The 22,414-nt window shown below is 65.8% G+C and carries 23 protein-coding genes; all 23 read right to left on the bottom strand.

Annotated features, from left to right (window positions below):
• Window positions 1–31 precede the first annotated feature (31 nt).
• A complete protein-coding gene (locus CXB49_RS11935) occupies window positions 32–1,135 on the bottom strand; it encodes a type II secretion system F family protein (RefSeq protein WP_101708605.1) in 1,104 nt (367 codons plus the stop codon).
• A complete protein-coding gene (locus CXB49_RS11940; RefSeq protein WP_101708606.1) occupies window positions 1,135–3,006 on the bottom strand; it encodes a hypothetical protein in 1,872 nt (623 codons plus the stop codon). Before CXB49_RS11940 ends, CXB49_RS11935 begins: the two co-directional genes overlap by 1 nt.
• Window positions 3,007–3,024: 18 nt before the next feature.
• On the bottom strand, window positions 3,025–4,761 hold the full coding sequence (locus tag CXB49_RS11945) for a GspE/PulE family protein (protein WP_101708607.1): 1,737 nt from the start codon (window positions 4,759–4,761) through the stop codon (window positions 3,025–3,027).
• 27 nt (window positions 4,762–4,788) lie between these two features.
• A complete protein-coding gene (locus CXB49_RS11950) occupies window positions 4,789–5,205 on the bottom strand; it encodes a hypothetical protein (RefSeq protein WP_101708608.1) in 417 nt (138 codons plus the stop codon).
• Entirely contained in the window at window positions 5,195–6,481 is a 1,287-nt protein-coding gene (gene pilO2 / locus CXB49_RS11955; protein ID WP_101708609.1) for a type 4b pilus protein PilO2, read from the bottom strand. The genes CXB49_RS11950 and pilO2 overlap by 11 nt, the downstream gene beginning before the upstream one ends.
• 1 nt (window position 6,482) lies before the next feature.
• On the bottom strand, window positions 6,483–8,141 hold the full coding sequence (locus CXB49_RS11960; protein ID WP_101708610.1) for a PilN family type IVB pilus formation outer membrane protein: 1,659 nt from the start codon (window positions 8,139–8,141) through the stop codon (window positions 6,483–6,485).
• A 10-nt stretch (window positions 8,142–8,151) separates the two neighbouring features.
• The gene (locus CXB49_RS11965) at window positions 8,152–8,547 is read right to left on the bottom strand and encodes a toxin co-regulated pilus biosynthesis Q family protein (protein WP_158300806.1); all 396 of its coding nucleotides are present in this window, start codon (window positions 8,545–8,547) and stop codon (window positions 8,152–8,154) included.
• A gap of 76 nt (window positions 8,548–8,623) precedes the next feature.
• Window positions 8,624–9,559, bottom strand: coding sequence for a hypothetical protein (locus tag CXB49_RS11970; RefSeq protein WP_101708612.1), 936 nt, complete (start codon window positions 9,557–9,559; stop codon window positions 8,624–8,626).
• Window positions 9,559–9,816: a hypothetical protein gene (locus CXB49_RS11975; RefSeq protein WP_101708613.1), complete on the bottom strand. Its 258-nt coding sequence runs from the start codon at window positions 9,814–9,816 to the stop codon at window positions 9,559–9,561. The genes CXB49_RS11970 and CXB49_RS11975 overlap by 1 nt, the downstream gene beginning before the upstream one ends.
• An 8-nt stretch (window positions 9,817–9,824) precedes the next feature.
• Window positions 9,825–10,079, bottom strand: coding sequence for a hypothetical protein (locus CXB49_RS11980; RefSeq protein ID WP_101708614.1), 255 nt, complete (start codon window positions 10,077–10,079; stop codon window positions 9,825–9,827).
• A 7-nt stretch (window positions 10,080–10,086) separates the two neighbouring features.
• Window positions 10,087–11,205, bottom strand: coding sequence for a type IV pilus twitching motility protein PilT (locus CXB49_RS11985; protein WP_158300807.1), 1,119 nt, complete (start codon window positions 11,203–11,205; stop codon window positions 10,087–10,089).
• Window positions 11,205–12,026 (bottom strand): type IV secretory system conjugative DNA transfer family protein, encoded by an 822-nt coding sequence (locus CXB49_RS11990; RefSeq protein WP_101708616.1) that lies wholly within the window; start codon window positions 12,024–12,026, stop codon window positions 11,205–11,207. Before CXB49_RS11990 ends, CXB49_RS11985 begins: the two co-directional genes overlap by 1 nt.
• Window positions 12,027–12,033: 7 nt before the next feature.
• The gene (locus tag CXB49_RS11995) at window positions 12,034–12,756 is read right to left on the bottom strand and encodes a DotD/TraH family lipoprotein (RefSeq protein ID WP_158300808.1); all 723 of its coding nucleotides are present in this window, start codon (window positions 12,754–12,756) and stop codon (window positions 12,034–12,036) included.
• A gap of 77 nt (window positions 12,757–12,833) precedes the next feature.
• Window positions 12,834–13,235, bottom strand: coding sequence for a hypothetical protein (locus CXB49_RS12000; protein WP_101708618.1), 402 nt, complete (start codon window positions 13,233–13,235; stop codon window positions 12,834–12,836).
• On the bottom strand, window positions 13,235–16,183 hold the full coding sequence (locus CXB49_RS12005; RefSeq protein ID WP_101708619.1) for a hypothetical protein: 2,949 nt from the start codon (window positions 16,181–16,183) through the stop codon (window positions 13,235–13,237). The genes CXB49_RS12000 and CXB49_RS12005 overlap by 1 nt, the downstream gene beginning before the upstream one ends.
• A gap of 39 nt (window positions 16,184–16,222) precedes the next feature.
• The gene (locus CXB49_RS12010; RefSeq protein WP_101708620.1) at window positions 16,223–16,825 is read right to left on the bottom strand and encodes a hypothetical protein; all 603 of its coding nucleotides are present in this window, start codon (window positions 16,823–16,825) and stop codon (window positions 16,223–16,225) included.
• Window positions 16,826–16,932: 107 nt separating this feature from the next.
• Complete coding sequence (locus CXB49_RS12015) at window positions 16,933–17,307, bottom strand: hypothetical protein (RefSeq protein ID WP_101708621.1); 375 nt, start codon at window positions 17,305–17,307, stop codon at window positions 16,933–16,935.
• A 37-nt stretch (window positions 17,308–17,344) separates the two neighbouring features.
• Window positions 17,345–17,605 carry a hypothetical protein gene (locus CXB49_RS12020; RefSeq protein ID WP_101708622.1) on the bottom strand — a complete coding sequence of 87 codons (261 nt, stop codon included), beginning with the start codon at window positions 17,603–17,605 and terminating at the stop codon, window positions 17,345–17,347.
• Window positions 17,605–18,801 carry a hypothetical protein gene (locus CXB49_RS12025; RefSeq protein WP_158300809.1) on the bottom strand — a complete coding sequence of 399 codons (1,197 nt, stop codon included), beginning with the start codon at window positions 18,799–18,801 and terminating at the stop codon, window positions 17,605–17,607. The genes CXB49_RS12020 and CXB49_RS12025 overlap by 1 nt, the downstream gene beginning before the upstream one ends.
• A complete protein-coding gene (locus tag CXB49_RS12030; RefSeq protein WP_233493087.1) occupies window positions 18,791–19,837 on the bottom strand; it encodes a DotH/IcmK family type IV secretion protein in 1,047 nt (348 codons plus the stop codon). Before CXB49_RS12030 ends, CXB49_RS12025 begins: the two co-directional genes overlap by 11 nt.
• A gap of 5 nt (window positions 19,838–19,842) precedes the next feature.
• Complete coding sequence (locus CXB49_RS12035) at window positions 19,843–20,502, bottom strand: DotI/IcmL family type IV secretion protein (protein ID WP_101708625.1); 660 nt, start codon at window positions 20,500–20,502, stop codon at window positions 19,843–19,845.
• Window positions 20,503–20,636: 134 nt separating this feature from the next.
• Window positions 20,637–21,728 carry a sulfotransferase gene (locus tag CXB49_RS12040; protein WP_101708626.1) on the bottom strand — a complete coding sequence of 364 codons (1,092 nt, stop codon included), beginning with the start codon at window positions 21,726–21,728 and terminating at the stop codon, window positions 20,637–20,639.
• Window positions 21,712–22,371 carry an adenylyl-sulfate kinase gene (gene cysC / locus CXB49_RS12045; RefSeq protein ID WP_101708627.1) on the bottom strand — a complete coding sequence of 220 codons (660 nt, stop codon included), beginning with the start codon at window positions 22,369–22,371 and terminating at the stop codon, window positions 21,712–21,714. Before cysC ends, CXB49_RS12040 begins: the two co-directional genes overlap by 17 nt.
• Between the last annotated feature and the right edge of the window lie 43 nt (window positions 22,372–22,414).

Below are 22,414 nucleotides of genomic sequence, written 5' to 3' on the forward strand. Positions count from 1 at the left end.
CAAACTTTAAAAAAGCATGGCAAACGATAAATCAAACACCGCCGCCGGTCATCTGCTGGATCTGGTTGCCGGCCTCCAGCGCCGTCATCATCATGCCGGCTATCGTCAGCAGGATGAACAGGCCCACCACCACGATCAGGATGTTCCGCATCACCGCCGATCGCTCGCTGATCTTCTCCGAGATTTCCTCAATCGTCGTCAGGCCGATCTTGCGGATGCCGCTCTCGAAGTTGCTGCGCTCGGCGTATTCGGAAATCCGGTCGAAAATCTCTTCGGAGAACAGGCCGGTGTCTATCGCGTTCAGGATGCTGCGATTGCTGGTCAGCGCCAGACGGATGCGCGCCAGATGCCAGCGCATCCACGGCGTAGCACCCTGTTCCAACAGCACCACGGAGTCATAGATGGCGGTATTGGCCTGCGACAGCGCGGCCAGCGACACCAGAAACTCGCTGGCCTTCAGATCGCGGTACACCGAGTACGGCAGATGCCGGTCCAGACGGTTGCGCAACGGGCTGGCCCAGCGCGGCAAAGACCAGAAATACACCACGGACAGCAAGATGGGAACGCCGTAGATCAGGTACCAGAAGTGGCGTATCGCCTGCGACAGGTAGTACAGCACCTTGCCGATCAGCGGAAACTTATCGGCCGGCATGATCTGCTCCATGATGGGCATCATGCCCAGCGCAACGCCCAGCTGCACGCCGGTCATCAGCAACAGCAGGAAGATGGGCAGCGCGATGGCCATCTTGATCGCCTTGGCGTTGCCCTCGCGGATTTTCACCACCTTGGCCAGGAAGCGCAGCGCCTCCGGCAGGTCGCCGCGCTCGCCGGAGCCGATCACCATCAAGTCGTCGGCCGGCACCGTCCCTTCCCAGGCGCCGCGCAGATTCATCGACGCCGCCCGGTCCCGCCAGTAGGCGAACAGCGGCGCCATCGGATTGCCGCGCTCCCGCGCCAGCATGTATTTGTGCGAGAACAGCTCGTACGGGTTGGCGCCGTCCTCGATGGAGTCGGCCAGGTCGCCATAAAACTTGGTGCGCAATGCCAAAAACTTGCGCCGCGCGCGCGGCAGGCCGGCGTATTTCTGCTGCCCCGCCGACCCAAGGCCGAGAAAACGTTTGAGCAGGTCCAACATCACACGCCCTCCGCGCTGCGGTAATCCACCCGGCCGGCCTGGATTTCCAGCAACAGCCGGGAGCTGATCCGCTGATCCGGCCGCAGGCCCTTGTCCACCAGATCGGCCGGCATCGCCGCGCCGAAGTCGCGCTGGCACAGCTTGCCGTCCCATACCTCGCTGAGCCAGACCTCGCCGGCATAGCCGCTGCCGCAACATGGCTGGCGGACGTTGCGGGTCCGGATGTGGCCGAAGTCGACGTTGCGGAAGTCGCTGACCACCTCGGTCAGCTCGCGGGCCGCCTGATCGGCGTCCACCGGCACGGCGCACAAGGGACACAACCCCGGCACCCGCATCGTGTTGACGCCCATCGTCACCCGCCCCTTGGCCCAGTCCGGCCGGTCACCCAGCATGGCCAGCAGGGCCGATTGGGCCGAGGCGTTCCGTCCCGGATACACCGCCAGCACCGGCGCCAGGCTGGCTTGCAACTGCCGCGCATCGGGCTCCAACAGCCGCCTGGGCAAGCCGGCATCGCCTCCGCCCAGCGCCAGGCCCTGGCTCCAGGCTTCGGCCGCCAGCGCTGCGGCCAGCGGTTCGGCCATTTCGCCGGCGACGAAGACGATGCCCCCCGGCCGAGACAATTCCTTCACCAGCCGGTTGATCGCCACGTGGTCGTCCAGACCGAAGGCGGGCAAGCCGGCCGGCTTGTCTAGCGCCTGGCCGCCGAGGCTGAGCGCGGCGCTCCAGATGCCGGCGTCGTCCGTCGCATCCGGCCGCGCCAACCACTGCGCGGCGGCGTCCGACGGCAGCGGCGCCACCGCCTCCATGCCGAATGCGGTCTCCAGCAGCAGCAGACGCTTGCCGTCCGGCAGCGGCGCCGCGTGCGCGCGGCTGGCGCCGGCGACGTCCAGCGCCCGCTCGACGTCGCCATCGGCGATAATCTCCGCCCACAGGAATCGCCGCAGCGCCCAGCGATAGGCGTAAGCGGGCAGCAAGGCCACCCGGCAAGCCTGGCCGCGGCTTTCCAGTTCGCGATGGCAGGCGACGACGTCGTCCACCGCGCGCGGATCGCTGCCGTCGACAACGATCAGCGCGCGCGCGCCCACGCTGTCGCCCTTCAGGTAGAAATAGCCGCCACGGCCCAGCTCGTCGCGTTCGCGCGTGGCCGGCGGCAGGTCGGCGCGCGCGGCCACCGGCACCCTCGCCAGCTCGTCGAAAGCCATGGCCGCCGCCGCCACCGGCCAATGCGCGGCGGCCTGCGCCACATAGCGATCGTCGTTGACCAGTCCCAATGCGTCCAGGCTGGCCAGCACCTGCTCGGCGCTGTGCCCCAGCATGCCCTGCTCCGCGGCGACCCTGGCCCAGGCCGGCACCGGCAGCGCGTCGTCGACTTCGCGCTCGTGCACCTCGACCGCCGGCTGCCGCACCGACTCCACCAGCGGCGCGTGATAACCCATGTCGAAATCTTCGCCACCTTGCGCGCTCTCGCCGCGCGCTTCCTGCGCCAGGCGTTGCAACAGCGCCAGGCGCTCCTCGCTGAGCCCCTCGCCGCGCCGCGCCGGCGGCGGGCTGGGCGGCAGCGGCGCCAGGATTTCCTCCACTGACGGCTGTGCGAAAAAATCGCGCGGCTCGGCTGCAGCCTCCGGCGCATCGTCCTCGCGCGCCAACGTCCCAGCCTCAGCCGGTTCGGCCACCGCCTGCAGCGGCAAGCCGAAGCCGCCGTCGCGGAACACCGGTTCCGGATGATCCGGCAGCAGGTCCGGGTCCACCGCCAGCGGCAGCACCTCTTCATCGTCGTCCGCCGGCATCGCGGCTGCGCTCTTGTCCCCGCCATGCTTGCCATAGCCGAATCTGCCCAGCAGACTCTTGAAGGCGTCGTCGCCATTGGCCATCTGTTTTCCTCGCATCAATCAACTGGCCAGGTTCAAAGGCCGGTATTTCTTCAGTTTGCGGAACGCCGACTCCACATCGCGCGGATCGAGCAGTCCCAGCGACATCTTGTAGATCGCATGCTCCATCGCGGTCTTTCCCAGCATCCGCGGATCGTGCAGCCTGCCATTGCTCTTGGCGCGCCAGTATTTCTCCGCCTCCCAGAAGCGGCCATCCCGGATGATCGGCAGCATTTCCTCGGTCACCTCGCACACCTCGGCCACCACCGTCTGGCCCTTGGTGCCCAGGTGACGGCACTGCGGGCAGCCCGGCCCCTCCACCTTGATCGCGCCGACGTCCAGGCCCAGCGAGGCGATGGTCATCAGATAGTCGTCGTCCAGCACCTCGGCCGCCGGCAGGCAGCAGGCCGGACACAGCACTGGCACCAGCTTCTGGTAGACCAGCGCGGTCAGAAAATCCGGCGCCGCCAGCGCGTCTATCGGTATGCCAATCTCCTCGTCGGTCAGCCGCGGGATGATGCCGAAGCCGCTGGACGCGTGAACGGTGGACAGCACCTGGTGGCCGGTCTGGGTCATCGCCTTGGCGAAGGAGCCGGTTTCGGCGTCGCGGATCTCGCCGCCCATCACCTTGTCCGGATCGCCGCGCAGCAAGACCTTGGCCGCCGCGCCGAACGGCGTCTCGCCGCCGTCCTTCTTGCCGTCCTCGGCCTTGCGCTGGATGGGCACCTGAGTGACGTGTGGCTGGATGTACTCGACCGGGTCCTCGATCGAATAGAATTTCTTGCCGGATTCCCGCTCGTAGGTCATCAGCGTGCGCAAGGTGGTGGTCTTGCCGGAACCGGTTTCGCCGGCGATGATGGTCAACCCCGGCGAACGGTAGACGGCGTCCTCCAGCACTTCCACCTGGTCGTCGGAATAGCCCAGCTGCGTCAGCGTCAGGATGTCCTTCTCCACCGCCTCGTTCAGCAGCACCCGCAGCACGATGTCGACGCCGCGGTTCTCCTTGACGCTCTGGAAGCGCAACTGGTAGCTGCGGCCGCGGATCGCGAGATTGATCGAGCAGCTCTGATGCTTGTTCTCGTCGAAGTGGTTGTGGCTGCGGCTGCTGGAGTCGGCTCGCGAGTTGTAGGCGGTGGACACCGCGTCCATCATCGCGTTGAAATCGCGCAGCAGACGGTCTTTCGGGTCGCTGTCGCGCAGCTTGCCGTGAATGCGGTAGCGCACCAGCACCTGGCTGCCGTCGCGGAATTCGAAGTGGATGTCGGTGGCCTTCAGATCCACCGCCTTGTCGACCACCAGGTCGAAATTGCGCTGGCCGCCGGTCTTGGCGTCGCCGTCGCGCTGGGCCGATTCCGCGCCGTGCTGCTGCAGTTGCGAGTGCACCAGCAGAATTTCTTCCATGGTGCCGACATAGATGCCGAAGCAACTCCACTTGGTGCGCGAGCGCACGCCGACGTCGAAACGCTGCAGCAGATCGGTGCCGTGCAGTTGGCGATAGGCGACGTCCTCCAGCAGCAGGATGTACTGCCTGGCCTTGGCCGAACCCAGCAACATGGCGCTGTTCTCGTAGCCGGGCAGCGCCAGATCGCCCTCCTGGCGCCAGCCATGGTGGCGTATGGTTTCGGATTTCAGCCCGCCTATCCGTCGCACCGGCAAGCCCTGCGCCGCCGAGCGCGCGCGCGCGTCGGGCCGGACGGCCGCCTGCGCGCCGCCCTTGGCGTCGCCGCGCCCCATCACCTCAGAAAGCCAATTCCGCATGGCTCAACCTGCCTCTCGACTTCGCCTTCAACGCGGTTCCGGAACCGAGGGGACGCCGGCGTCCATCAGCAGGCGCTTGCGCTTGCCGCCGTGGGCGATGTCGACATAGTCGTCGCCGATCGCCAACACCTTCCACGATTGCACCGTATCGCCATTGCGCACCATCTTGCCGTATTTGTTGTCCACCACCAGGTAGGCCTTGCGCAGCTTGCCGTTGCTCTGGATGAACACCACGTCGAACAGTTGCGACGAGCCGTCCTTGCCGGCTATCGGCGTGCCGCTTTGCAATAACGGCGGCGTCGCCGCCTGCGACGGCAGCGGCGGCAGGCCGCCGGCCGGCATGACCGGAGCCGGCGTCAGCGCGTTCTTGGCGAAGCTGTCTATGTTTTCCGCCGAGGCGCACAAAGGCAGCAGCAGCAACAGCGCGATCCACTTATTGGACATAGAAATTACCCTTCGCGGTGAATTCAGGTTTTTTGTCATTGATCGTCACCGCCATTTCGTCGATCGTCATATTGCCCACCCGCCTCATCAGCCCCGGCACCGAGTCGACAAAAGCCAGATGGCCCTGCATCGCCCAACTGCCCTTGATGATCTGCCGCGCCGCGGCGGCCCGGTTTTTCAACGCCGGTGGCAGCGGCACCAGCGGTTCCATCTTGCCCAGCGCCACCGCCATCAGCTTCTCCGCCTTGTCGCCGAGCTGCACCGTTCCCAGATCCTCCAACTCCTGCATCCGCACGCCGGCGGCCAGGTAGAAGTCGCGGGACGGTATCGGCTTCACCTCGCGCGGCGACTTGCCGTTCAGGAAGGACACCCGCTCGATGGCGCTGCCCATGTCCTGGAATTCGATGCGCGGCCGCGCCTCCATCAGCGACTTGAAAGTGCCGCCGTCATGCCGCTTCCAGCTCAACTCGCAGACGCCGTCCTTGCACATCGCCCTGTCCAGCTGCCAACTTCCCGCTTCGCGCGGCAGCTGCGCTATCGTTTGCTGCATCTCCTGCGCGTAGGCCGCGCCATGATCCATCGCGGCGCTTTGCATAGCCTGCTCCTGCCGGCCGCGGAACTCCTGCAGCGGATCCGGCTGGGCCGCCGCCATCTGCGCCAGTTCCTGAGCCTGCCGCTCCTGATCGGCCATCCACCACCAGACGCCTCCGCCCATCGCGCCCATGATCGCCAATATCACCACCGCGCCCAGCAACTGCTTGCCCGGCAGCGGCAGCAAGCGGCAGCCCGCCTTCTCCTCGTCGGTCAGCGAGGTGACGATGTCTTCCAGATTGACGTGGCGGGTTACCGCCAGCAGTTCGTCGTCGATGTCGCCGAGGATGGTGACGCCGGTGCCCACCTCCTGAATGAACTGGCGCGCCGCGTCCAGCGCCGCCTCTCGGGCGATGGCGCGGTCCTGCGCCGGCTTGCCGTCGTGTATCGCGATGAACAGCACGCGGTCGGGATCGTCCGGATCGCTGTGCAGGAACAGCAGATTGGGATCGTCCGACACCACCCGCAGCAGGCCGGCCAGCGCGAACACCTGGCTCTTGCGCGCGTTGGCGGCCAGACTGGCCAGGCCGGCCACCCTGACGCCCAACGCGTTCTGCAGCACCAGATATTGTTTGGCGCCGCGCCTGCCGGCCAGCTCGCGGACCTCGTCGGCCTCCTTGCTCAGCCCCAGCAGCGGTTCCCACTGCAGTTCTACCGCCAGGTTGCCGAACAGCAATCTGGCCATGTCACACTCCCTCGGTCAGTTGCGGCGAGATCACCACGATGATTTCCTCGTCGTCCTGCGACGACGACTTGGTGCCGCCCTCGTAAGCCACCACCCCCTTGCGCGCGGTATTGCTCTTGGCGCGGCGGAAGCCGCTGAGAATCAGCGTCTGTCCGGATTTCAGCGAGGCGCGCTGCATGGTCTGCACCGACGAGGTGTTCGGCGTCTGGATGGTGTTGTCGCCGGAGGTGACCTTGGTGATGTCTATCAGCTCCGACAAGTCGATCTGCACCTGCAGCATCACGCTGCGGTTGTCCAGCAGCGTCGGCATCAGATTCATCACGAAGCCGGTGGTGATCAGGCCCGGCGTCAGGCCGGTGCTCGGCGCCGAGCCGTTGGTGCCGGCCGTCGACGTGATGCTGGCCAGATAACCCTGGTTATTGGTCACCGCCACCGGCGCCGGCTGATTGTTCAGCGTCACCACATTGGTGTTCACCACGGTGCTGACCCGCCCTTGCTGGCTCAAAGCCTGCAACAGGATCTTGCTGCCGCTGAACTGGCCGGAATTCATCGTGATACCGAACACGCCGGCGCCGTCCCCCGCGCCGGCCGGCATCGTGAAGGTGCTGCCCCAGCCGCTGGACGCGGAACGATAGACCAGGCTCCAGTCGACGCCGGAAGCACTGTTTTCATTCAGCTTGATCGAGAACACCTGCACCGACAGATTGACTTGGCGGCCCAATACCGCGTTTTCGCCGTCGATGTAGCGCCGCACCCGGTCCACCACGTCGGCGGAGTCGGTCACGGTGATCGAGCTGGTCATTTCCGACGGCATCGCCTTGCCCAGCGGCGACAGCATGCTGTTGACGGTATCGGCCAGCTTGTCCCAGTAACGCAGCTCCGAGGTCATGCTGACCGAGGAATCGGAACCGAAGCTGAGCGTGGCGCCGCCGCTCGAACCGCCGCCGCTGCCTCCGCCGCTGCCGCCCGAGGTGCTCTGCGAGCTTTTGCCCACCTTGGCCGTGTAGCTGGACACGCCCGGCATGGTCTTGATCTGAAAGGTGCGCGTCATCAGCCGCGAAAACTCCACCACGCCGTTGCGATAGCTCCAGTTGGTGCCGGTGCGGTTGGCCACCGCGTCCAACAGGCCGCGCAGCGTGCCGGAGTAGTTGATCTGGGTGCGAGGCTCGGTCTCCATCGCCGCCGAGGCCAGCGGCGAGTTCATGCCCGGCATCGCGCCGCCCATGCCGCCAGGCAGCGGCGGCATGCCCGTCGGCGGCATCGGCATGCCGCCCGGGCTGGCGTTGCCGCCGGCGCCCTGTTGCTTGGACGGGCTGATGCCGAAGATATCGCGCGCCAGGCGAATGGTGACGCCCTGCTCCTTGGAAACCTGCTCGGCGATCAGCGACAACGGCAAGGCCCGGCCCGAGGAGAAGCCGGCCGGCTGACCAAAGCGCGCCGGCAGCGAGTCGATCTCGTCCATCACCACCGAGCGCTGGGCGAACCAGGCGCCGCTGTCGTGCTCCATCAGTTGCGGCTGGCGATAAGACAGATTCTCCTGCGCGCTGCGCAGCACGGTCTGCGCCGCCGACACCCTGTCGTCGGTCTTCTGCAACATGCCGGGCGTGCCGCAAGCGGACAGCACCGAGACGCCGCACACCGCGGCTACGATCTTCTTCATGCGTCTTTCCTTAGCGCGTCGCGTTGATCACGCGAATGACCTTGTTGGCGTCGTACACCTTGATGCGAACCGGGGTGTCGGAGTTCTGCAGCGATTTGGCCACTTGCTCCATCACCTCCAGAAAAGTGCCGTTGAACGTCGCCGGATAATCGATGGGAAAGTCCCGCTCCAGCTCCCAGGCCAGCTCCCAGCCGTTGGCCTTGGCGTAGTCGCGCAAGGCGGCGGAGATTCGCCCCTGTCCGGGCGTCAGCCGCAGCGGCGCCCGGGACTGGCCGAATTCGATCTGCCGGCCGTCGGCTCCGCCGCCGCCCGCTCCGCCAGCGGCGGCATCCTGCGCGGCCGGGTTGTCCAGGTAGAGGAAACCGGCCTGGGCGTGCAGCGCGCACGCCAGCAAGGCTGCCGCCATCAATGTCTTCTGCTTCATAGCCGAACCTTATAGATTCACTTTAATAGGTATGATATCAAACTTTTTTAAACGCAGGTCAAATAAAACCGCCGCGTCCGCCTTCGGGCAGCGGCATGCCCTTCTGCTGCATGATCTGTTGAATGGTCAGGTTCAGATAGCGGCGCATGATCACCAGGCAGCCATAAAGCCGGATGTCGCGCAGCGGCTTGCGCTCCGCCAGTTCCATATAATAATGGGCCATCACGCCGGCGCCCTCCATGAACACCGTCTTGCGGCCTACGCTGGCCAGCGCCGCCCACAACTCCGGATGCCCGTGGCGGAACAGGATGGGCCGGGCCCAATCGCAACGCACCACGCCGTTCTTCTCGCGGTGATGGTGCAAAAGCCTGACCATCGCGGTGGAACGGTAGGCGTGCTTGTCGCAGGCCAGTTTGACCAGCTTGGCGCTGACGCCGAGCTTGCGGGCGAAGCCGACCAGCAGCGGATCGTCCGGATTGGACGGCACGCCGACCTGCTTCTCCAGCTGGGTCAGGAATTTCTCGTCGAAATCGGCCGCCTCGTGGTCCAGGCCGTTCAGCCTCATCCACTCCGACACCTGATACAGCTGCCTCTCCTTGGGTTCCAACCCGCGCGCCCGTATCACCCGATCGAACATCTTGCGATTGGCCGGCCGGTTCGACCACACCCTGCGCACCGCGCGCTCCCTGCGGATGTGGCGCAGCAGCAAGGGCGCCGCCGGCAAGGCCGCCAGCCAGCCCAGCGCATAATCGAGCGCGATGGTTCTGGCCATCGTCGGCTGCTCGCGCAGCCACTCGGCCCCATGCGCGAACGGCACGCCCAGCAACGGAATCTTCGCCAGCCACAGATAGCGGCCATAGGTGCTCTGCATCCACTTCTGCCATAGATGAGGCGCGAAATATACCGCGGCCGCCGCCAAGGCCAGCGCGCCGACAACCAGAAACAACCTGTCGTCGCCGCCGCCGCTGCCGCCGCCGCCATTGCGCGCCGCCATCAGACCGGTCTCCTATAGCGCGGTCGCGCATGATAGAAGCGGCCGGACAGCTTGGCCCTGCCGTAGCGGAAAGCCTGCTCTATCGGCACGCCCTTGTATTCAAACAGGATCAACACGCCGAAGATCAGCAGCATCGCCAGCACCGTATACCATTTGAACTTGAGGATCAGCACCGGCAGGATGTAAAAGGCCCGCGAATCCAGCCAGGGCGTGAAGCGCGGCGACTGCGCGGCGAATACCCATAATTGACCGTCCATGCCTCACCTCACCACAGCGAATCTTTATTGACGACATAATGCGGGCGGCCGCGCTCGTCCTTGCCCTGGTACATCACCGCGGCGTCGCCGGCCGCCGCCGGAGCGGCGCAGGAGGAAGCCGCCGAGCCGGCGCCCGTGCCGGAGCCGACGGTGACGCCGGCCAGGAAAATCAATATGCCCAGGCCGGCCAGCAGCGCCTCGTACGGCAGGCGCTCGAAGGCGGCTCGCAGCAGCCCCGCCGCCCTGTTGTCTTGTTTGCTCATCGTCGCCTCATCCGGTCATCAGATAGGTAATCACGTCTTCCTGCCGCACCCGCCCCCGCTCGATCAGCTCCAGCGCGCTCTGCCGCATCGGCCGGCCATACAGGTTCACCTTTTCCCGCATCAGCTGGAACACCCGCTCCGAGTTGGAGGCGATCTCCTGCGCCACCGAGCCGGCGCTGCCCAAGCGGGTGAAGTCCAGGCACTCCCGCACCGCGACGCGCTTGCCGTCCACCGTCGGCACCAGATGCTGGCACACCACGTATTTCAGCGTGGTGGCGAGGTTGTAGATCATCACCGCCCGCATCGCCTGCGGGAAAAACTTGGACCAGTAGTCGAACAGCTCCGGAATGGTGTTCGGGTGCATGGTGGCGTACACCAGGTGGCCGGACTGCGCCGCCCAGATCGCCGCCTGCGCCGTCTCGGCGTCGCGGACCTCGCCGACCAGCATATGGGTCGGCGCCATCCGCAGATGGGCGCGGATGCCATCGGAGAAGCTCTCGACCGAGCTGCCCACCTGCATCTGGTCGATGACCGCGGTCGGCGCCGCCACCCTGCCGTAGACGAACTCCACCGGATCCTCGATGGTGCGCAGGATGCAGGACGAGTCCGGCCGCTCGACATGGTCGCGCAACAGCGAGGACAAGGTGGCCGACTTGCCGGAGCCGGTTGGACCGGTCACCAGGATCAGGCCGGACCGCTGGGTGCGGCTGACGTAGACCAGATCCTCCGGCGCGTCGGCCTCGGCCAGCGTCCACGGCTCCGGCTTGATGCGGCGGAAGGTGGCCGACGGCCCGGCGGTCTCGCTCTGCATGTCCCGCGCCACCGCGACCCGGAAGCGCTGGCCGTCCAGGCCCTCGTAGACGAAGTCCAGCGAGCGGGCCTTGCCCATCACCATGTCGTAGCCGTTGACGTTGTCCTTATACGCCGCGGTCAGCAGCTGGCGCATCTCGTTCTGCTGCAGCCGCCGGTTCATCACCAGCCGGTTGCGGCCGAAGACCTTGGCCACCGGATAGGTGTCCTGTTTCAGGAAAATGTCGCTGGCGTCCGCAAAGCGGTTCAACAGGCTTTCCAGATCGCCGCGGCTGACTTTGGAGCCGGCGTCGAAATCATCGTCGCGCGCGGACATCATTTGCCTCCATCGAAAAACTCGGCGGCGCCCAGCTCGTCTATCGCCTTCCAGCGCGGCAGATCCTTGACGAACACCACCGGCTGCGACACCACCTTGCGCACCACCTTGACGTCGATGCCGCCGTCGGCGTCCACCACCCGCAGCTCCTGCCTCACCACCTTGGGCGGGTCCACCATTTTCTTCAGCCACAGCATCTTGTAGAGCAGCATGCCGTTGAAGCTTTCCTTCAGCTGCGCCAGCTTGCTGCCGTAAGCCACCTTGGCCGCCTGCACGCCGGCGACCCAGCCCTGGCGCACGCCGTCGTCCCAGGCCGCCTTCTCCTCCGGCGTCAGCGGCTTCAGCGCGGCGTCCGGCTCGCGCACCTCGGGCACCGGCTGCTGCATGTAATCCCACCAGCTGGGCGGCGCGGTGACGAAGCGCGCGTCCTCGCGCACCCGGTACGAGGCCTCGACCGACACCATGCTGGTCGGGCTTTCCAGCCTGACCGTGTTGCGGGACGAGCTGAGCACCGGCGGCAGCAGCGAATCTGGCAGCAGCAGCCGCGAAAAGTCGAACACCTGCGACAAGGTGGCGTCCTGCGCCTGCAGCATCGCGTTCAGCCGCTCGCACTCGCGCGCCTGGCCCAGCTGGGCGCCATAGGACAGGCCGGCGTTGAACACCGCCTTGACCTTCAACGCCGCCTGCTCGGACAGATAGCTCTTAGGCTGCCAGTTCAGGGCATCCCACAGCGCGGCGCCGTCCTCGCCCGGAATCGGCGCCGCCGCCGCCGCGCCGCCGGCCAGGCCTAGCGACAACACCCACCACCACAAGCGCCTCATCTATGCCTCACTCCACCCGCTGGTGCAGTCCCAGCGTCTCGCGCACCCGGCGCTCGCCGGCGCCGTCGTCGACGAAGGGACCGACCTCGATCTGGAATTTGCGGCCCACCGGCCGGACTTGGGACTCGAAGCCCTTGCTCTTGTAATCGCCGGCCACCCGCACCGCCAGCTTGCGATCGGCGAACAGGCCGCCATTCATCGCGTATTTCTGGATCAGCGGCTTGGACGCCGAGGCCTGGAACGCGGTCTTGGGATCGCGCGCGTCGCCGATGGCACGCGTGTAGTCCAGCACGATGGTCCGCGACTTCTCGTCCACCGCCAGCACATAGGGGAACTGGTCGCCGATGGAGCGCAAGACCGCGATCGCCGGCTGCGACACGCTCTTGATCCGCACGATGCTGTCGACGTCGGCCGAGCCGCGCTCTTCGAAACGCCAGCCTATGGCGTCGGCGATGTTCTTGACGATGCCGTGCGGCACGCCGACGTATTCGGTGGAATACAGCCGGTTCAGGTCGTTGCTGGGCGTGGCGGCCAGGCTGGCCTTCAGCTCCTGCATCGCCTTGTCGCCGCTGTTGACCACCGTCATCCGCGCCAGCAGCTGCTGGCTGCGGGCCGCGTCCTCGGCGGCCTTAGCCAGCATCGCCAGTTCGGGACTGGCCGCCGGATCCCTGGCTGCCGGCACGGCGCAGCCGGCCAGCGCCAGCACGGCGCCGGCCATCACTAAGGACATTGCGGATCTCATCGCTCGATGCTCCATTTGTATATTTTGATAGTAATCATATCAAACTTTTTTATTGCGCAGTTGAATTATTTCCGCTGCGCCGGCGGCAGCAGTTGTTCGACCAACTCCTCATCGCCGAGCGACTCCGCCAACGTTTCGCGGCGGCGGTCGAAATCGGCCTGCCAGCGCGCCACGCCTTGCGGCAGCCGCTCCAGCTTGCGGAACAGCATGCTGCGCGGATTGCGCCGCGCCCATTCGCCCAAGGCCAGCAGGCTGGCGTGCGGCATCGCCGTCAGTCGCTCCATCAGCACCGGAGACGGCAGCAAACCGTGCAAGCGGTACCAGATGCCGTCCGCGGCGTCGTCCGACGGCGCGGCGTAGCCTATTTCGTCGCCATGGGCCAGCGCCCACTCCTCCGGCGCCGACACGTCGCCGTCCTCGTCGGCAAACCAGCGCGCCAGCGCGGCGCGGTCCATTCCGTCTTCCATCAGCGTCCTCCCGCGACTTCCGCCACGATTTCCTTGATGATGTCCGCCTCGCGCTTGGCACCGCCCCAGGCGTCGATGCGCTTGTCCACCTCGGACACCGCGTCGCCGCCCGGAAAGCGGCGCGCCAGCCGGCTCAGCGCCTCGCGATAGCCGACGAATTTCGCCACCTGGCCGCGGATTTCCACATTGGCCGGCGTGGTGGCGTAGGCCCACAACTCGACGCCGCCCGGCTTGAAATACAGCACCCGCTCGACGATGGCGCCCTTGATCTTGCTGTACAGCAGCATCGGCGCGCCCAGCGGCGTCAGGCCCTGGATGCGGTTGGCCAGCGCCTCTTCGGCGTATTCGCTCAGATCCATGCTCTTCTTCAAATCCTCGCGCACCTCCTTGGAGTCGGCGCGCAGCACCCAGATATTGGTGGCCAGGTTCATGATGGACTTGGGGAAATCGGTGTGCTCTTGCGAGGCCAGCGCGATGTGCACCTTGTACTTCCGCCCCACCCGCACCAGGGTCTCGATCAGGCCGAGCACCATCGGCGAACTGATGTTGTGCAGCTCGTCGTAGACAATGCGCTTGACCTCGTTGCGGTTCTTACGCAGCTCGCGGCGGTGGTACTCCATGTACTGGCCGGGGCAATCCATCGTCGGCACCACGTCGTCGTCCATGTAGTAGCCGCGCGCCAGAAAGGCGCTGGTGGCCAGGTACATCACCTCGCCCTGCTTCTGCGAGGCGGCGCCCTGGCCGCCGGTGACGTCGGCCAGGTCCACCGCCACGATCTTGGCGTTGGCGAAGTCCAGCGCGGTCTCGTAGGCCAGCAACGGGAAGCGGCTGCTGATCGAACCCAGCATCCGGTTGCAGAAGTCCAGCATCGACGAACCACCCGGAATCACCGCGTCGGTGTAGTTGTCCTTGATGCTGGGCGTGGCCTGCATCACCTGGCTGAGGTCGGGAATGATGGGGACCGCGTAGCGCTGCGCCACGGTGGCGCAGCGGATCTCGCCGCGCTCGAACAGCATGTCGACGATGCTCCACCAGCTCGCACCCTCGTCCGGATGCAGGTTGTTGCGCTGCAACGCCTCGTCGACTTCCTGGTTGCGCCGCGGCTGGTATTTCTTCGGTTTCTCGATCGAGAAGTAGCGGTAGGCCGCGGCGACCAGCGTGTCCACCAGCTCGGCAATCTCCGGCACCGGCCTGTCCTGGCCGACCGGCGTCAGCAACAGGGTGACGAAGTCGACCAGGAAGGCCTTCTCGTCCGGCACCGCCGCGCGGCAACCCAGCATGGTGTCGAACGGATTCATCGCGTTGCGCTTGTCTATCGACAGCCGGTAGTGCTGGGCCAGGTATTCCCGGTCCGGCGGCAGCGAGGCCTTGACGGTGTCGATCAGGCCCTTGGACGAGTAGCCGACGTCCAGGATGGCCATCCGCGGAATGTCGTCCTTGCCCGGCTGCAGGATGGAGCCCAGGTTCAGCGCCTGCAGCAGCACCGACTTGCCCGAGCCCATGGTGGCGAACATCACGTCGACCCAGGCCTGCTGCAACTGCGAGCCGACTTGATAGACGAAGAGCTTGCCGTCCTCGGTCAGCATCATCATATTGCCGTAGTTCCACGGCGAGGCCGGCCGCTCGATGGGCAGGATGGCCGCCAGCATCTGCGCCGGCAGGATCAGCTCCGGCGCCAGATTGCGAAAGCCCGGCAAGGTGCCTATCGCCACCTCGCAGGGATTGCCGAACTCCTGTATCACCTGGCCGCCGCCCCAGCCGTTCAGGGCCGCCGCCAGCTCGGTGAAGCGGTCGGTGGCCTCCTGCTTGCTGGCGCCCCAGGTCGCCACCGAGATCCGGACGCCGACGAAGGTGGTCACGCCGCTTTTTTCCAGCTCCTTCACCTCGTTGATCGCGTCGACGATTTTGGAGTTCTGCCCGCCGAAAGTGGAGAATTTCAGGAACTGCGCCACCGACTTCTTGGTGGAGAAACGGCCGGACGCGCTGCCGGACAGCAGCTGGAACGCCATCCGGAACGGAATCTCGGCATGGATGCGCGCCGTCGGCAAAATGCGCAGCAGATTGTTGAACCCCTCCGGCTGCGAGATCGGAAATTCGAAATAGCCGCTGGAGTAGTACCGGTTGCCTGTCCGCGCGACGCCCTCTTCCGGCATGTTTTCCGCCTGGCGGCGGAAAATCTGCAAGCCCGGCAGCGGCGGCACGATGTCGTCGCGCTGGCCGGCGATGGCCGGCTCGGCGCGCGCCGGCGGCGCGCCGTTCTGCTTGACCGAGTCCGGTGTGATGGGCCTCAGGCCCTCGCCGCCGCCGTCCCACAGATTGGCGTCCATCACGATGGCCTCTTCCAGCGTCAACGCCCGCGCCTTCAGGCTGAAGATGCTGACCAGTCCCTCGACGTATTCCTTGCACACCCCCTGGTGGCGGTTGCGCATCGCCGGAATGAAGGTTTCGCTTTGCGCCATCTCGCCGCCGGACCAATTAGCGGCCACCTTGCGCATTTCCTTGGGCAGGATGGACGGCGAGGTGGTGACCACGATCAGCGCGATCTCCGACGCCACGGTGCGCGACAGAATGTCCTCGCGCTCGTCCAGGATGAAGTTGACGTCCATGCCGATGCGCGCGGTGGCCGAGCGTATGCTGTTGGCCTGCTTCTTCACTTCCTTGCGCGAGGTTTCCTTATCTCGCTGGAAGACGATGTCCACCACGATGCCGTTGCGGCGCGGCAGGCTGGCCAGCATCGCCGCCAGCTTGGCCAGCCGCTCCCGATAAGCCTCGCCGTCGAAAGACTGCAGCGCGCCGTCGAGCTTGTAGACCGTCATCAGGCCGCCGCCGCGCAGCGTGATCACCGGGCCGGAACCGGTGGTCCAGGCGCACTTGTCCCACAACGCCGCCCCGCGAATCTTGGGCAGCCGCTTCATGAAGTTGTCAAACGCGTCAAATATCGTCGTCACTGCGCATCTCCGAACGCCTCACATCGCCGCCTGGCGCCGTCATTGTTCCGCCTCCGCCCTGTCGTGCCGGCGCAATTCGTCTATGCCGAGCGGCCGGTACGACGGCGGGAAAATCAGCCGCAGGCCGTTGCGGGTCAGCAGCCTGACGGTATCCTCATACGAGTCCTCGCGGCTTTTCGCCAGCACCCTGAGGAAGGTGGCCAGATTGTCCACCGTGCCGCGGCCGCCCATATAGCTCTCCATCAAGCGCGCAGACTGCTGGAAATGCTGCTCGAGGTGACAGTCCGGCCCGCCCGATCCCAGCCAGGGCCAGGCGCGGCACAAGCGGTTCAAGGCTTCTTGCGAACGGCCCTTCTCCACACCCCAGAACGCGCCGGCGCGCAACGCGGCGCCGACATGCTGGGTGGCGCGGCAGTAGTGGCACAACACCAGCCAGTTGTCCGGCGCCTCGTTGCCGTAGTCGTCGTCCAACGGCTCGGCCTCCATGAACTCGCGGCTCCGGTAGCCGCAAAACTTGCAGCAATAGCGGTTGTACTCGAACAGCGAGCTGAGGAAGCCATGCGGCGGATGGCGGCTGACGGCATGCACTCCGTTCACGCCGTCCGGGTAGTCGCGGTTGCGGTAGATCTGCGGCTGTAGCATTTAAATGTTTTATAAAATATATACTATAACAAACATTATACACGGAAGGCCGATGGTGAAAACATAAAAAAACCCGCCGCCGGCGGGTTGGATCCGTGCCGACGGCATCACATCAGGGTCTTGCCGCCCATGCCGATCCAGTCCGGGGCGAAATAGGCGATCACGCCGCCCAGTCCGGCGAACAGCGCGGTCTTCATATGGCCGCGGTCTTCGCGCCCCGGCTTGCCGGACACATAGATGTTCCAGCCGGAGAAGCCCATGCACATCACACCCACCAGTTGCAGGCCCATCGCCAGCACGTCCTTGAAGGTGGTGATCAGGTCCTTTGCCTGGTTGGCGGTGTCGGTCAGGCTCTTGCCCGAGCTGTTGATGGCGGCGGTCGCCGAGCCGCCGGCGCCGCTGGCCGCCAGGGCCGCCTCGGCGGCGAACAGCGCCAGCATGCCCACCATCAGCATCATTCCGCGATTCTTGCTTTTGAACATCGTTCCACTCCCTGATTTTTTTTAAAGACAGACAGATTCAGGACATGCCCGGAAAGGTATTTCTGACCAGATCCCAGACATCTTCCATGTAATAAAGAAATATCCCCGACAGAAACAGCACGAAGATCTTCCAGCCGTCGCCGGCCTGGGTGAAGCGGGCGTCGCCGCTCTTGTACATCGTCCACCCCGCCCGCCCCATCGCCGCCAGGCCGAGCAACTGGCTGAGCGCGTACACCGCTTGCCGTATCGCATTGCCGGCGGTCATCGCATCGCCGGACAACAAAGTCTGGTCAAACATCACGACCCTCCCGCAAACGCATCGTCCAGAAACAGCACGCCCACCAGTTCGCTCCTGTTCAGAATCACCTCCGATTTGTTGAACCGCGCGGCGCCGGCCGCCGCCACCTGGGAAACCGCCTCCACCGTCTTGCCCAGCGCGAACTTGGCCGGCTGGTCTATCCTGGGCACCGTGGTGACGGCGCCGCCGTTGACCACCGTGGTCTCGCCGCCGCTGGTCAGCGCGGTGGCGTAGCTGCCGAGGAAGGCGCCGGCCGCTATCATGCCGAAGCGGTCCAGATAGTGGCCCTTGACCGCGCTGGCCACCGCCTGCGAATTGGTCTGTTTGTCCACCAGCACCGCGTCGACCGGCACCACCCGGCCATCGGCCAGCCGCATCTTGCTCAGTTTCACCACCAGCGCGTCGTAGCCCTCGCTATAGGTGCCGAACAGCTGGGCATCGCGCTTGCCGCCGTCCTCGACGATGCGGACCATCACCGTCGTGCCCTGTTGGTAGGACGAGGTTTCGTTCAGCGTCACCGCCGCGACCCGCTCGCCCATGAAGGCGATCCGGCTGCCCTTGTACTGGCCGCGCCCGCCGTCACCGCCGCCCCCGTCCGAGCCGCGCAAGGCCACCGGCGGGGCCGCGCCGGCGCCATACCAGTTGATCAGCTTTCGATCCTGCGCCGGCGCGTCGCCGCGGCCGTCCAGCCGCTGGAATTTCTGCAGCCAGGCGCCCTGTTTCTGCACCGAGGCGGCGTCCAGCGCCGACGCCAGCGCGCCGCCCTGCGGCACCGGCGGCAGGCCGCCGCCCGAACCCTGCTGCGGCGATGCCGGATCGGGGCCGCGCTCGCTCAAGGCGCCGACCTCGGCGACATAGGCGCCGCCGCTGGCGATGGCGCTCTTCTCGCGCCCGGCCTGCTGCGTGTTCAGCAACGCGTCGGCGGTGCCGTACAACGCCGGCTGATTGTGATTGTCGGCCTGGGCCAGCGTACCGGCGTCCACCGTGCCGGTGTCCTTCATCTTCTCCGGCGTGCTGGCCAGCGCCATCTGATCCTGCGGCGCCTCCTTGGGCGCGGTGACCTTCTTGTAGATCAGCATCGCCGCGAAAAAGGCGATGGCCGCGACGCCGAACACCGCCAGCCGCTTCTTGCTGGCGTCGACGCCGGCGCCCTTGGGCTGCTTGCCGAAATCGACCATATCGGGTTTATTGCTCATAGTTGCCCCAACGGATCACGATCGCGCGGGCGCCGCCGCCCATGCCCGCCACCATCGACGACGGACGGTAGTCGAACTCGTAGGCGGAGCCGCCGTCGTCGTCCCGGGTGCTGGTCCGGAAATTACGCGGCGACAGCAAGGTCACGCCGGGCCTGACCTTGACGAAGACCCGGCTGTCCGACAGCCGGCGCCACACCTTGATCGCGTCGCCGCCGTTGTGCGACACCGTCTGCATCTCCTCGCCGACCGTCTCCTTCAGCACCGCCATCAGCGGGCCGGACAACGGCGACTGGTATTCGTCGCCGCGGTTCAGCGCGTCGCCGCCCATCCAGCTCAGCCTGAGGTCGGCGGCGAAGTCGGCCTTCTCGCCGCCCTTCGGATAGATGGACTTCACCCGCACGACAATGGGACGGAAGGAGCCGGCGGCGAACACCGTCAGCGAGGTGGTGCCGGAGCCGGAGGAATCGATGACGATCGCGTCCTTGCCCTCGCCGACCGAAGGGGTCGCCGCCGGCGCGCCGCCTCCGGCCAAGGCGGCGGCCTGCGGAATCGCGCCGCCGCCGTCGCCGGGGATCGGATGCACCGTCAGGAAAGACATGCCGGGCACGCTGCCCGATATTTTCAACGGCTGGCCGGCGACATCGGTCAGGCGCACCGTCAGCGGATAACCGACCGCCACCGTCAGATCGACGGTACGGCCCGGCCGCACCGGTATCGTCCGCTGCTCGCCGGACACCGACGGCGAATCCTTCAGCCGCTCCACCTTGTCCACCTGGCGGCGGTACATGCGGATCTGGCCCGGATCGAACGGCACCGCCTCCTTCATCACCGAGCCGAACACCGGATCGGCTTCCATCGCCCGCTGCAAGGGATCGCGGGCAGGCGCCCGGATGGCCGCCTGCGGCGCCGCCGACTGCATCGCCAGCCGCGGATCGCCGGCGCTCTCGGTATAGAACTGGCCGCCGGCCTGCCCGGCCGCCGCCGCCGTAAGCCATGCGCCGGCCAGCAGCAAGCCGGCCGCCATGCCTGTCTTCATCGCGTTCACACCCTATCCTTCGACATGTAAAGGGCCAAGATGCGGAAATCCCGGCTACCGCCCGCCTGCACCAGGCCCACGACCACGCGGAACTTCATCTGGTTGTCCGAGCGCTGGGTGCGGTTCAGATAGCTCAAAGTGCCCTTGGCCTCGAACTCCCACGCGTCGACGCCGGCCTGCTGGCCTTTGTGGACCAGGATCGGAGAGCTGGTCAGCTTCATATTGCTGATCAGCTCATTGTTCTGCACCGACTGGAAGGTTCCGGCCTCGTTCAGCTCATTCTTGAAATTGAGCCAGGAGTCCTCGGTGAAATACTTGCTGGCGGCATCGGCGAAATGCGGGTCGAGCTCGGTCCAGTTGTAATTGAGGATCTGCGACAGCGCGTAGCTGAGCCACTGCCCGGCCTGCTGTTCGTTCATCACCGGCGTGCCGCTCGATATCAGCTGGTATTGCCGGCCATCCGGCGTCACCGCGAAGAAGTGCGGCGGCGGCGCCTCCTTGCGCGCCAGCGCCGCCAATGCCACCGCTTCCAGCAGGCAGGCCGCCGCCAGACCAAGAATGATCAGCGTCTTGCGGCGCGAGTCGTAGCGCAAATTGCCCGACTCACCCATGGTGTCGCGCAGCGCGCGGTCCACTTCGTGATCGTTCAGCTTCATCAGTGACATTGGCGAATCTCTGGTTTAATTTAGTTTGATACGATATAAATCTTATCAAACATTTTAACCATGATCTCGCCAGCTTGCCAACAAAAAAAACAGCCACCCCCTCAGGGACGGCTCGGGACGCGGTCAGGCGCAGATCAGCGCCGTTCGCCCGCCAGCGCCGCGCTCGGCTCCTCGGCGCGGACCGGCGCCGCGTCGCGCTGCAGCCGTTGCCGCAGTCCGGCCAGGTAGTCGGCTCGATGCCGGCGCAGGATGTGATCGCGGTAGTTGCGTTGCCGCAGCTCGTCCCACGCCTGCGCCCGCGCCCGTTCCGAGTGCTTCTCGGCCAGCGCCGTCAACTCGTCGCTCAGCGGCAGCTGGGCCGGCGTCAGCAGCGTGTAGCCATAGCGTTGCATATAGTCGCGGCAGGCGGTTTCTATGATCTCGATCTCGCGCAGCGACAGCTGCTGCTTGAATTTGTCGGCATTGGCGACGATGGGCGGAAAGTGGTTGGACGACCACAGCGCCGACAACTGCGAAATCTGCGCCGCCTCCGGCGAGCTGCGGATGTCCAGCATCTGCGGCAGGAAGTCTATGCCGAAGAAATCGCAGATCTGTCGCAGCACGGACTGTTGATCGGCCAGGAAATCCTCGTAGCGTATCGTCAGCACCCTGTCCGGATGATTCGCCAGCAGCCGGTCGGCCGCCTGATAGGCCGCCAGCCAGGTGCGCACATTGAGCACGGTGTCGAAGTCGTGGATGATGGCGCGGTTGATCGACGACACTTGGGCGCGCGGGTCCCGCACCACGTTGAGAAAGCGCATCCGCGGCAACAAGCCCAGCAGCTCTTCGGCGTAGTGGACGCAATCCAGCGACTTGTCCATCGCCACCGCGGCGCCCTGCCGTTCGGCGCCGCGCAACAGCATTTCCCACACCACCCGGTGCGGGCTGCGCGGCTGATCGGCCAGGACCTCGAACAACTCCACCGGATCGAAGGCGAGATCCGGCCACTTCACCATGCTGGCCGCCTGCAAGCCCACCAGGTCCACCACCAGCTGGAAATAATTGCGGTCGTCGGCCAGATCGCCGTACAGCGGCAACAGCGGCATGAAATCGACGATGTGCAGCGGATACGGCGAATAGAACTGCTGGCTGAAATTCAGCCTCAGCCTCAGCGCGTGGCTACCACAGCGGCGCAGCGGAATCATCAGCACCGGCAGCGGCCGGTCGGCGTCAGATGTGATACTCATAATCGTCCCTTTCCGCTGTCGCCGCCGGGCTGCAACAGTGCAACACCATGTGGAACAGCCTGTCGACGGATTCGTCCAGCCGCAGCGCGCCGGTATCCAGCGCCAGCGCCGGATGCTGCGGCGCCTCGTACGGCGCGGAGACGCCGGTGAAATGATTGATCTCGCCGGCCCTGGCCTTGGCGTACAGCCCCTTGCAATCGCGCTGTTCGCACACCGCCAGCGAAGTGCTGACGTAGACTTCGGCGAAACGACGTTCGCCGACGATGTCCCGCGCCATCTCGCGATCGCCGCGCAGCGGCGAAATGCAGGCGCAGACCACGATCAGGCCGGCTTCGTTCATCAGCCGCGCCACTTCGGCGACGCGGCGGATGTTTTCCTGGCGCTCGGCGGCGGAAAAGCCCAGATTGCGGTTCAGGCCGTGGCGCAGATTGTCGCCATCGAGCACCACGGCGGAGAAGCCGCCGCCCACCAGCCGGGACTCCAGCTCATAAGCGATGGTGGACTTGCCGGCTCCGCTCAAACCGGTCAGCCAGACGGTCAGCGCGCCGTGGCCGAACAAGCGTTCGCGGTCTATCAACCGTATCCGGCCGCCGGTCTTGAAGATATTGGCGGGAAGCCCCCCCTGGCCTGGCTCGGTACTCATCGCGGCGCTCCTCCGGTGATTGGATGCCGCCGACCGGAAGGGA

It is taken from the genome of Chromobacterium sp. ATCC 53434, from assembly GCF_002848345.1.
GTDB lineage: Bacteria > Pseudomonadota > Gammaproteobacteria > Burkholderiales > Chromobacteriaceae > Chromobacterium.

Coding starts and splice junctions, on each gene's coding strand:
- CXB49_RS11935 (WP_101708605.1), bottom strand. CDS start 1,135: ATGTTGGACCTGCTCAAACGTTTTCTCGGCCTTGGGTCGGCGGGGCAG.
- CXB49_RS11940 (WP_101708606.1), bottom strand. CDS start 3,006: ATGGCCAATGGCGACGACGCCTTCAAGAGTCTGCTGGGCAGATTCGGC.
- CXB49_RS11945 (WP_101708607.1), bottom strand. CDS start 4,761: ATGCGGAATTGGCTTTCTGAGGTGATGGGGCGCGGCGACGCCAAGGGC.
- CXB49_RS11950 (WP_101708608.1), bottom strand. CDS start 5,205: ATGTCCAATAAGTGGATCGCGCTGTTGCTGCTGCTGCCTTTGTGCGCC.
- pilO2 (WP_101708609.1), bottom strand. CDS start 6,481: ATGGCCAGATTGCTGTTCGGCAACCTGGCGGTAGAACTGCAGTGGGAA.
- CXB49_RS11960 (WP_101708610.1), bottom strand. CDS start 8,141: ATGAAGAAGATCGTAGCCGCGGTGTGCGGCGTCTCGGTGCTGTCCGCT.
- CXB49_RS11965 (WP_158300806.1), bottom strand. CDS start 8,547: ATGGCGGCAGCCTTGCTGGCGTGCGCGCTGCACGCCCAGGCCGGTTTC.
- CXB49_RS11970 (WP_101708612.1), bottom strand. CDS start 9,559: ATGGCGGCGCGCAATGGCGGCGGCGGCAGCGGCGGCGGCGACGACAGG.
- CXB49_RS11975 (WP_101708613.1), bottom strand. CDS start 9,816: ATGGACGGTCAATTATGGGTATTCGCCGCGCAGTCGCCGCGCTTCACG.
- CXB49_RS11980 (WP_101708614.1), bottom strand. CDS start 10,079: ATGAGCAAACAAGACAACAGGGCGGCGGGGCTGCTGCGAGCCGCCTTC.
- CXB49_RS11985 (WP_158300807.1), bottom strand. CDS start 11,205: ATGTCCGCGCGCGACGATGATTTCGACGCCGGCTCCAAAGTCAGCCGC.
- CXB49_RS11990 (WP_101708616.1), bottom strand. CDS start 12,026: ATGAGGCGCTTGTGGTGGTGGGTGTTGTCGCTAGGCCTGGCCGGCGGC.
- CXB49_RS11995 (WP_158300808.1), bottom strand. CDS start 12,756: ATGTCCTTAGTGATGGCCGGCGCCGTGCTGGCGCTGGCCGGCTGCGCC.
- CXB49_RS12000 (WP_101708618.1), bottom strand. CDS start 13,235: ATGGAAGACGGAATGGACCGCGCCGCGCTGGCGCGCTGGTTTGCCGAC.
- CXB49_RS12010 (WP_101708620.1), bottom strand. CDS start 16,825: ATGCTACAGCCGCAGATCTACCGCAACCGCGACTACCCGGACGGCGTG.
- CXB49_RS12015 (WP_101708621.1), bottom strand. CDS start 17,307: ATGTTCAAAAGCAAGAATCGCGGAATGATGCTGATGGTGGGCATGCTG.
- CXB49_RS12020 (WP_101708622.1), bottom strand. CDS start 17,605: ATGTTTGACCAGACTTTGTTGTCCGGCGATGCGATGACCGCCGGCAAT.
- CXB49_RS12025 (WP_158300809.1), bottom strand. CDS start 18,801: ATGAGCAATAAACCCGATATGGTCGATTTCGGCAAGCAGCCCAAGGGC.
- CXB49_RS12030 (WP_233493087.1), bottom strand. CDS start 19,837: ATGAAGACAGGCATGGCGGCCGGCTTGCTGCTGGCCGGCGCATGGCTT.
- CXB49_RS12035 (WP_101708625.1), bottom strand. CDS start 20,502: ATGTCACTGATGAAGCTGAACGATCACGAAGTGGACCGCGCGCTGCGC.
- CXB49_RS12040 (WP_101708626.1), bottom strand. CDS start 21,728: ATGAGTATCACATCTGACGCCGACCGGCCGCTGCCGGTGCTGATGATT.
- cysC (WP_101708627.1), bottom strand. CDS start 22,371: ATGAGTACCGAGCCAGGCCAGGGGGGGCTTCCCGCCAATATCTTCAAG.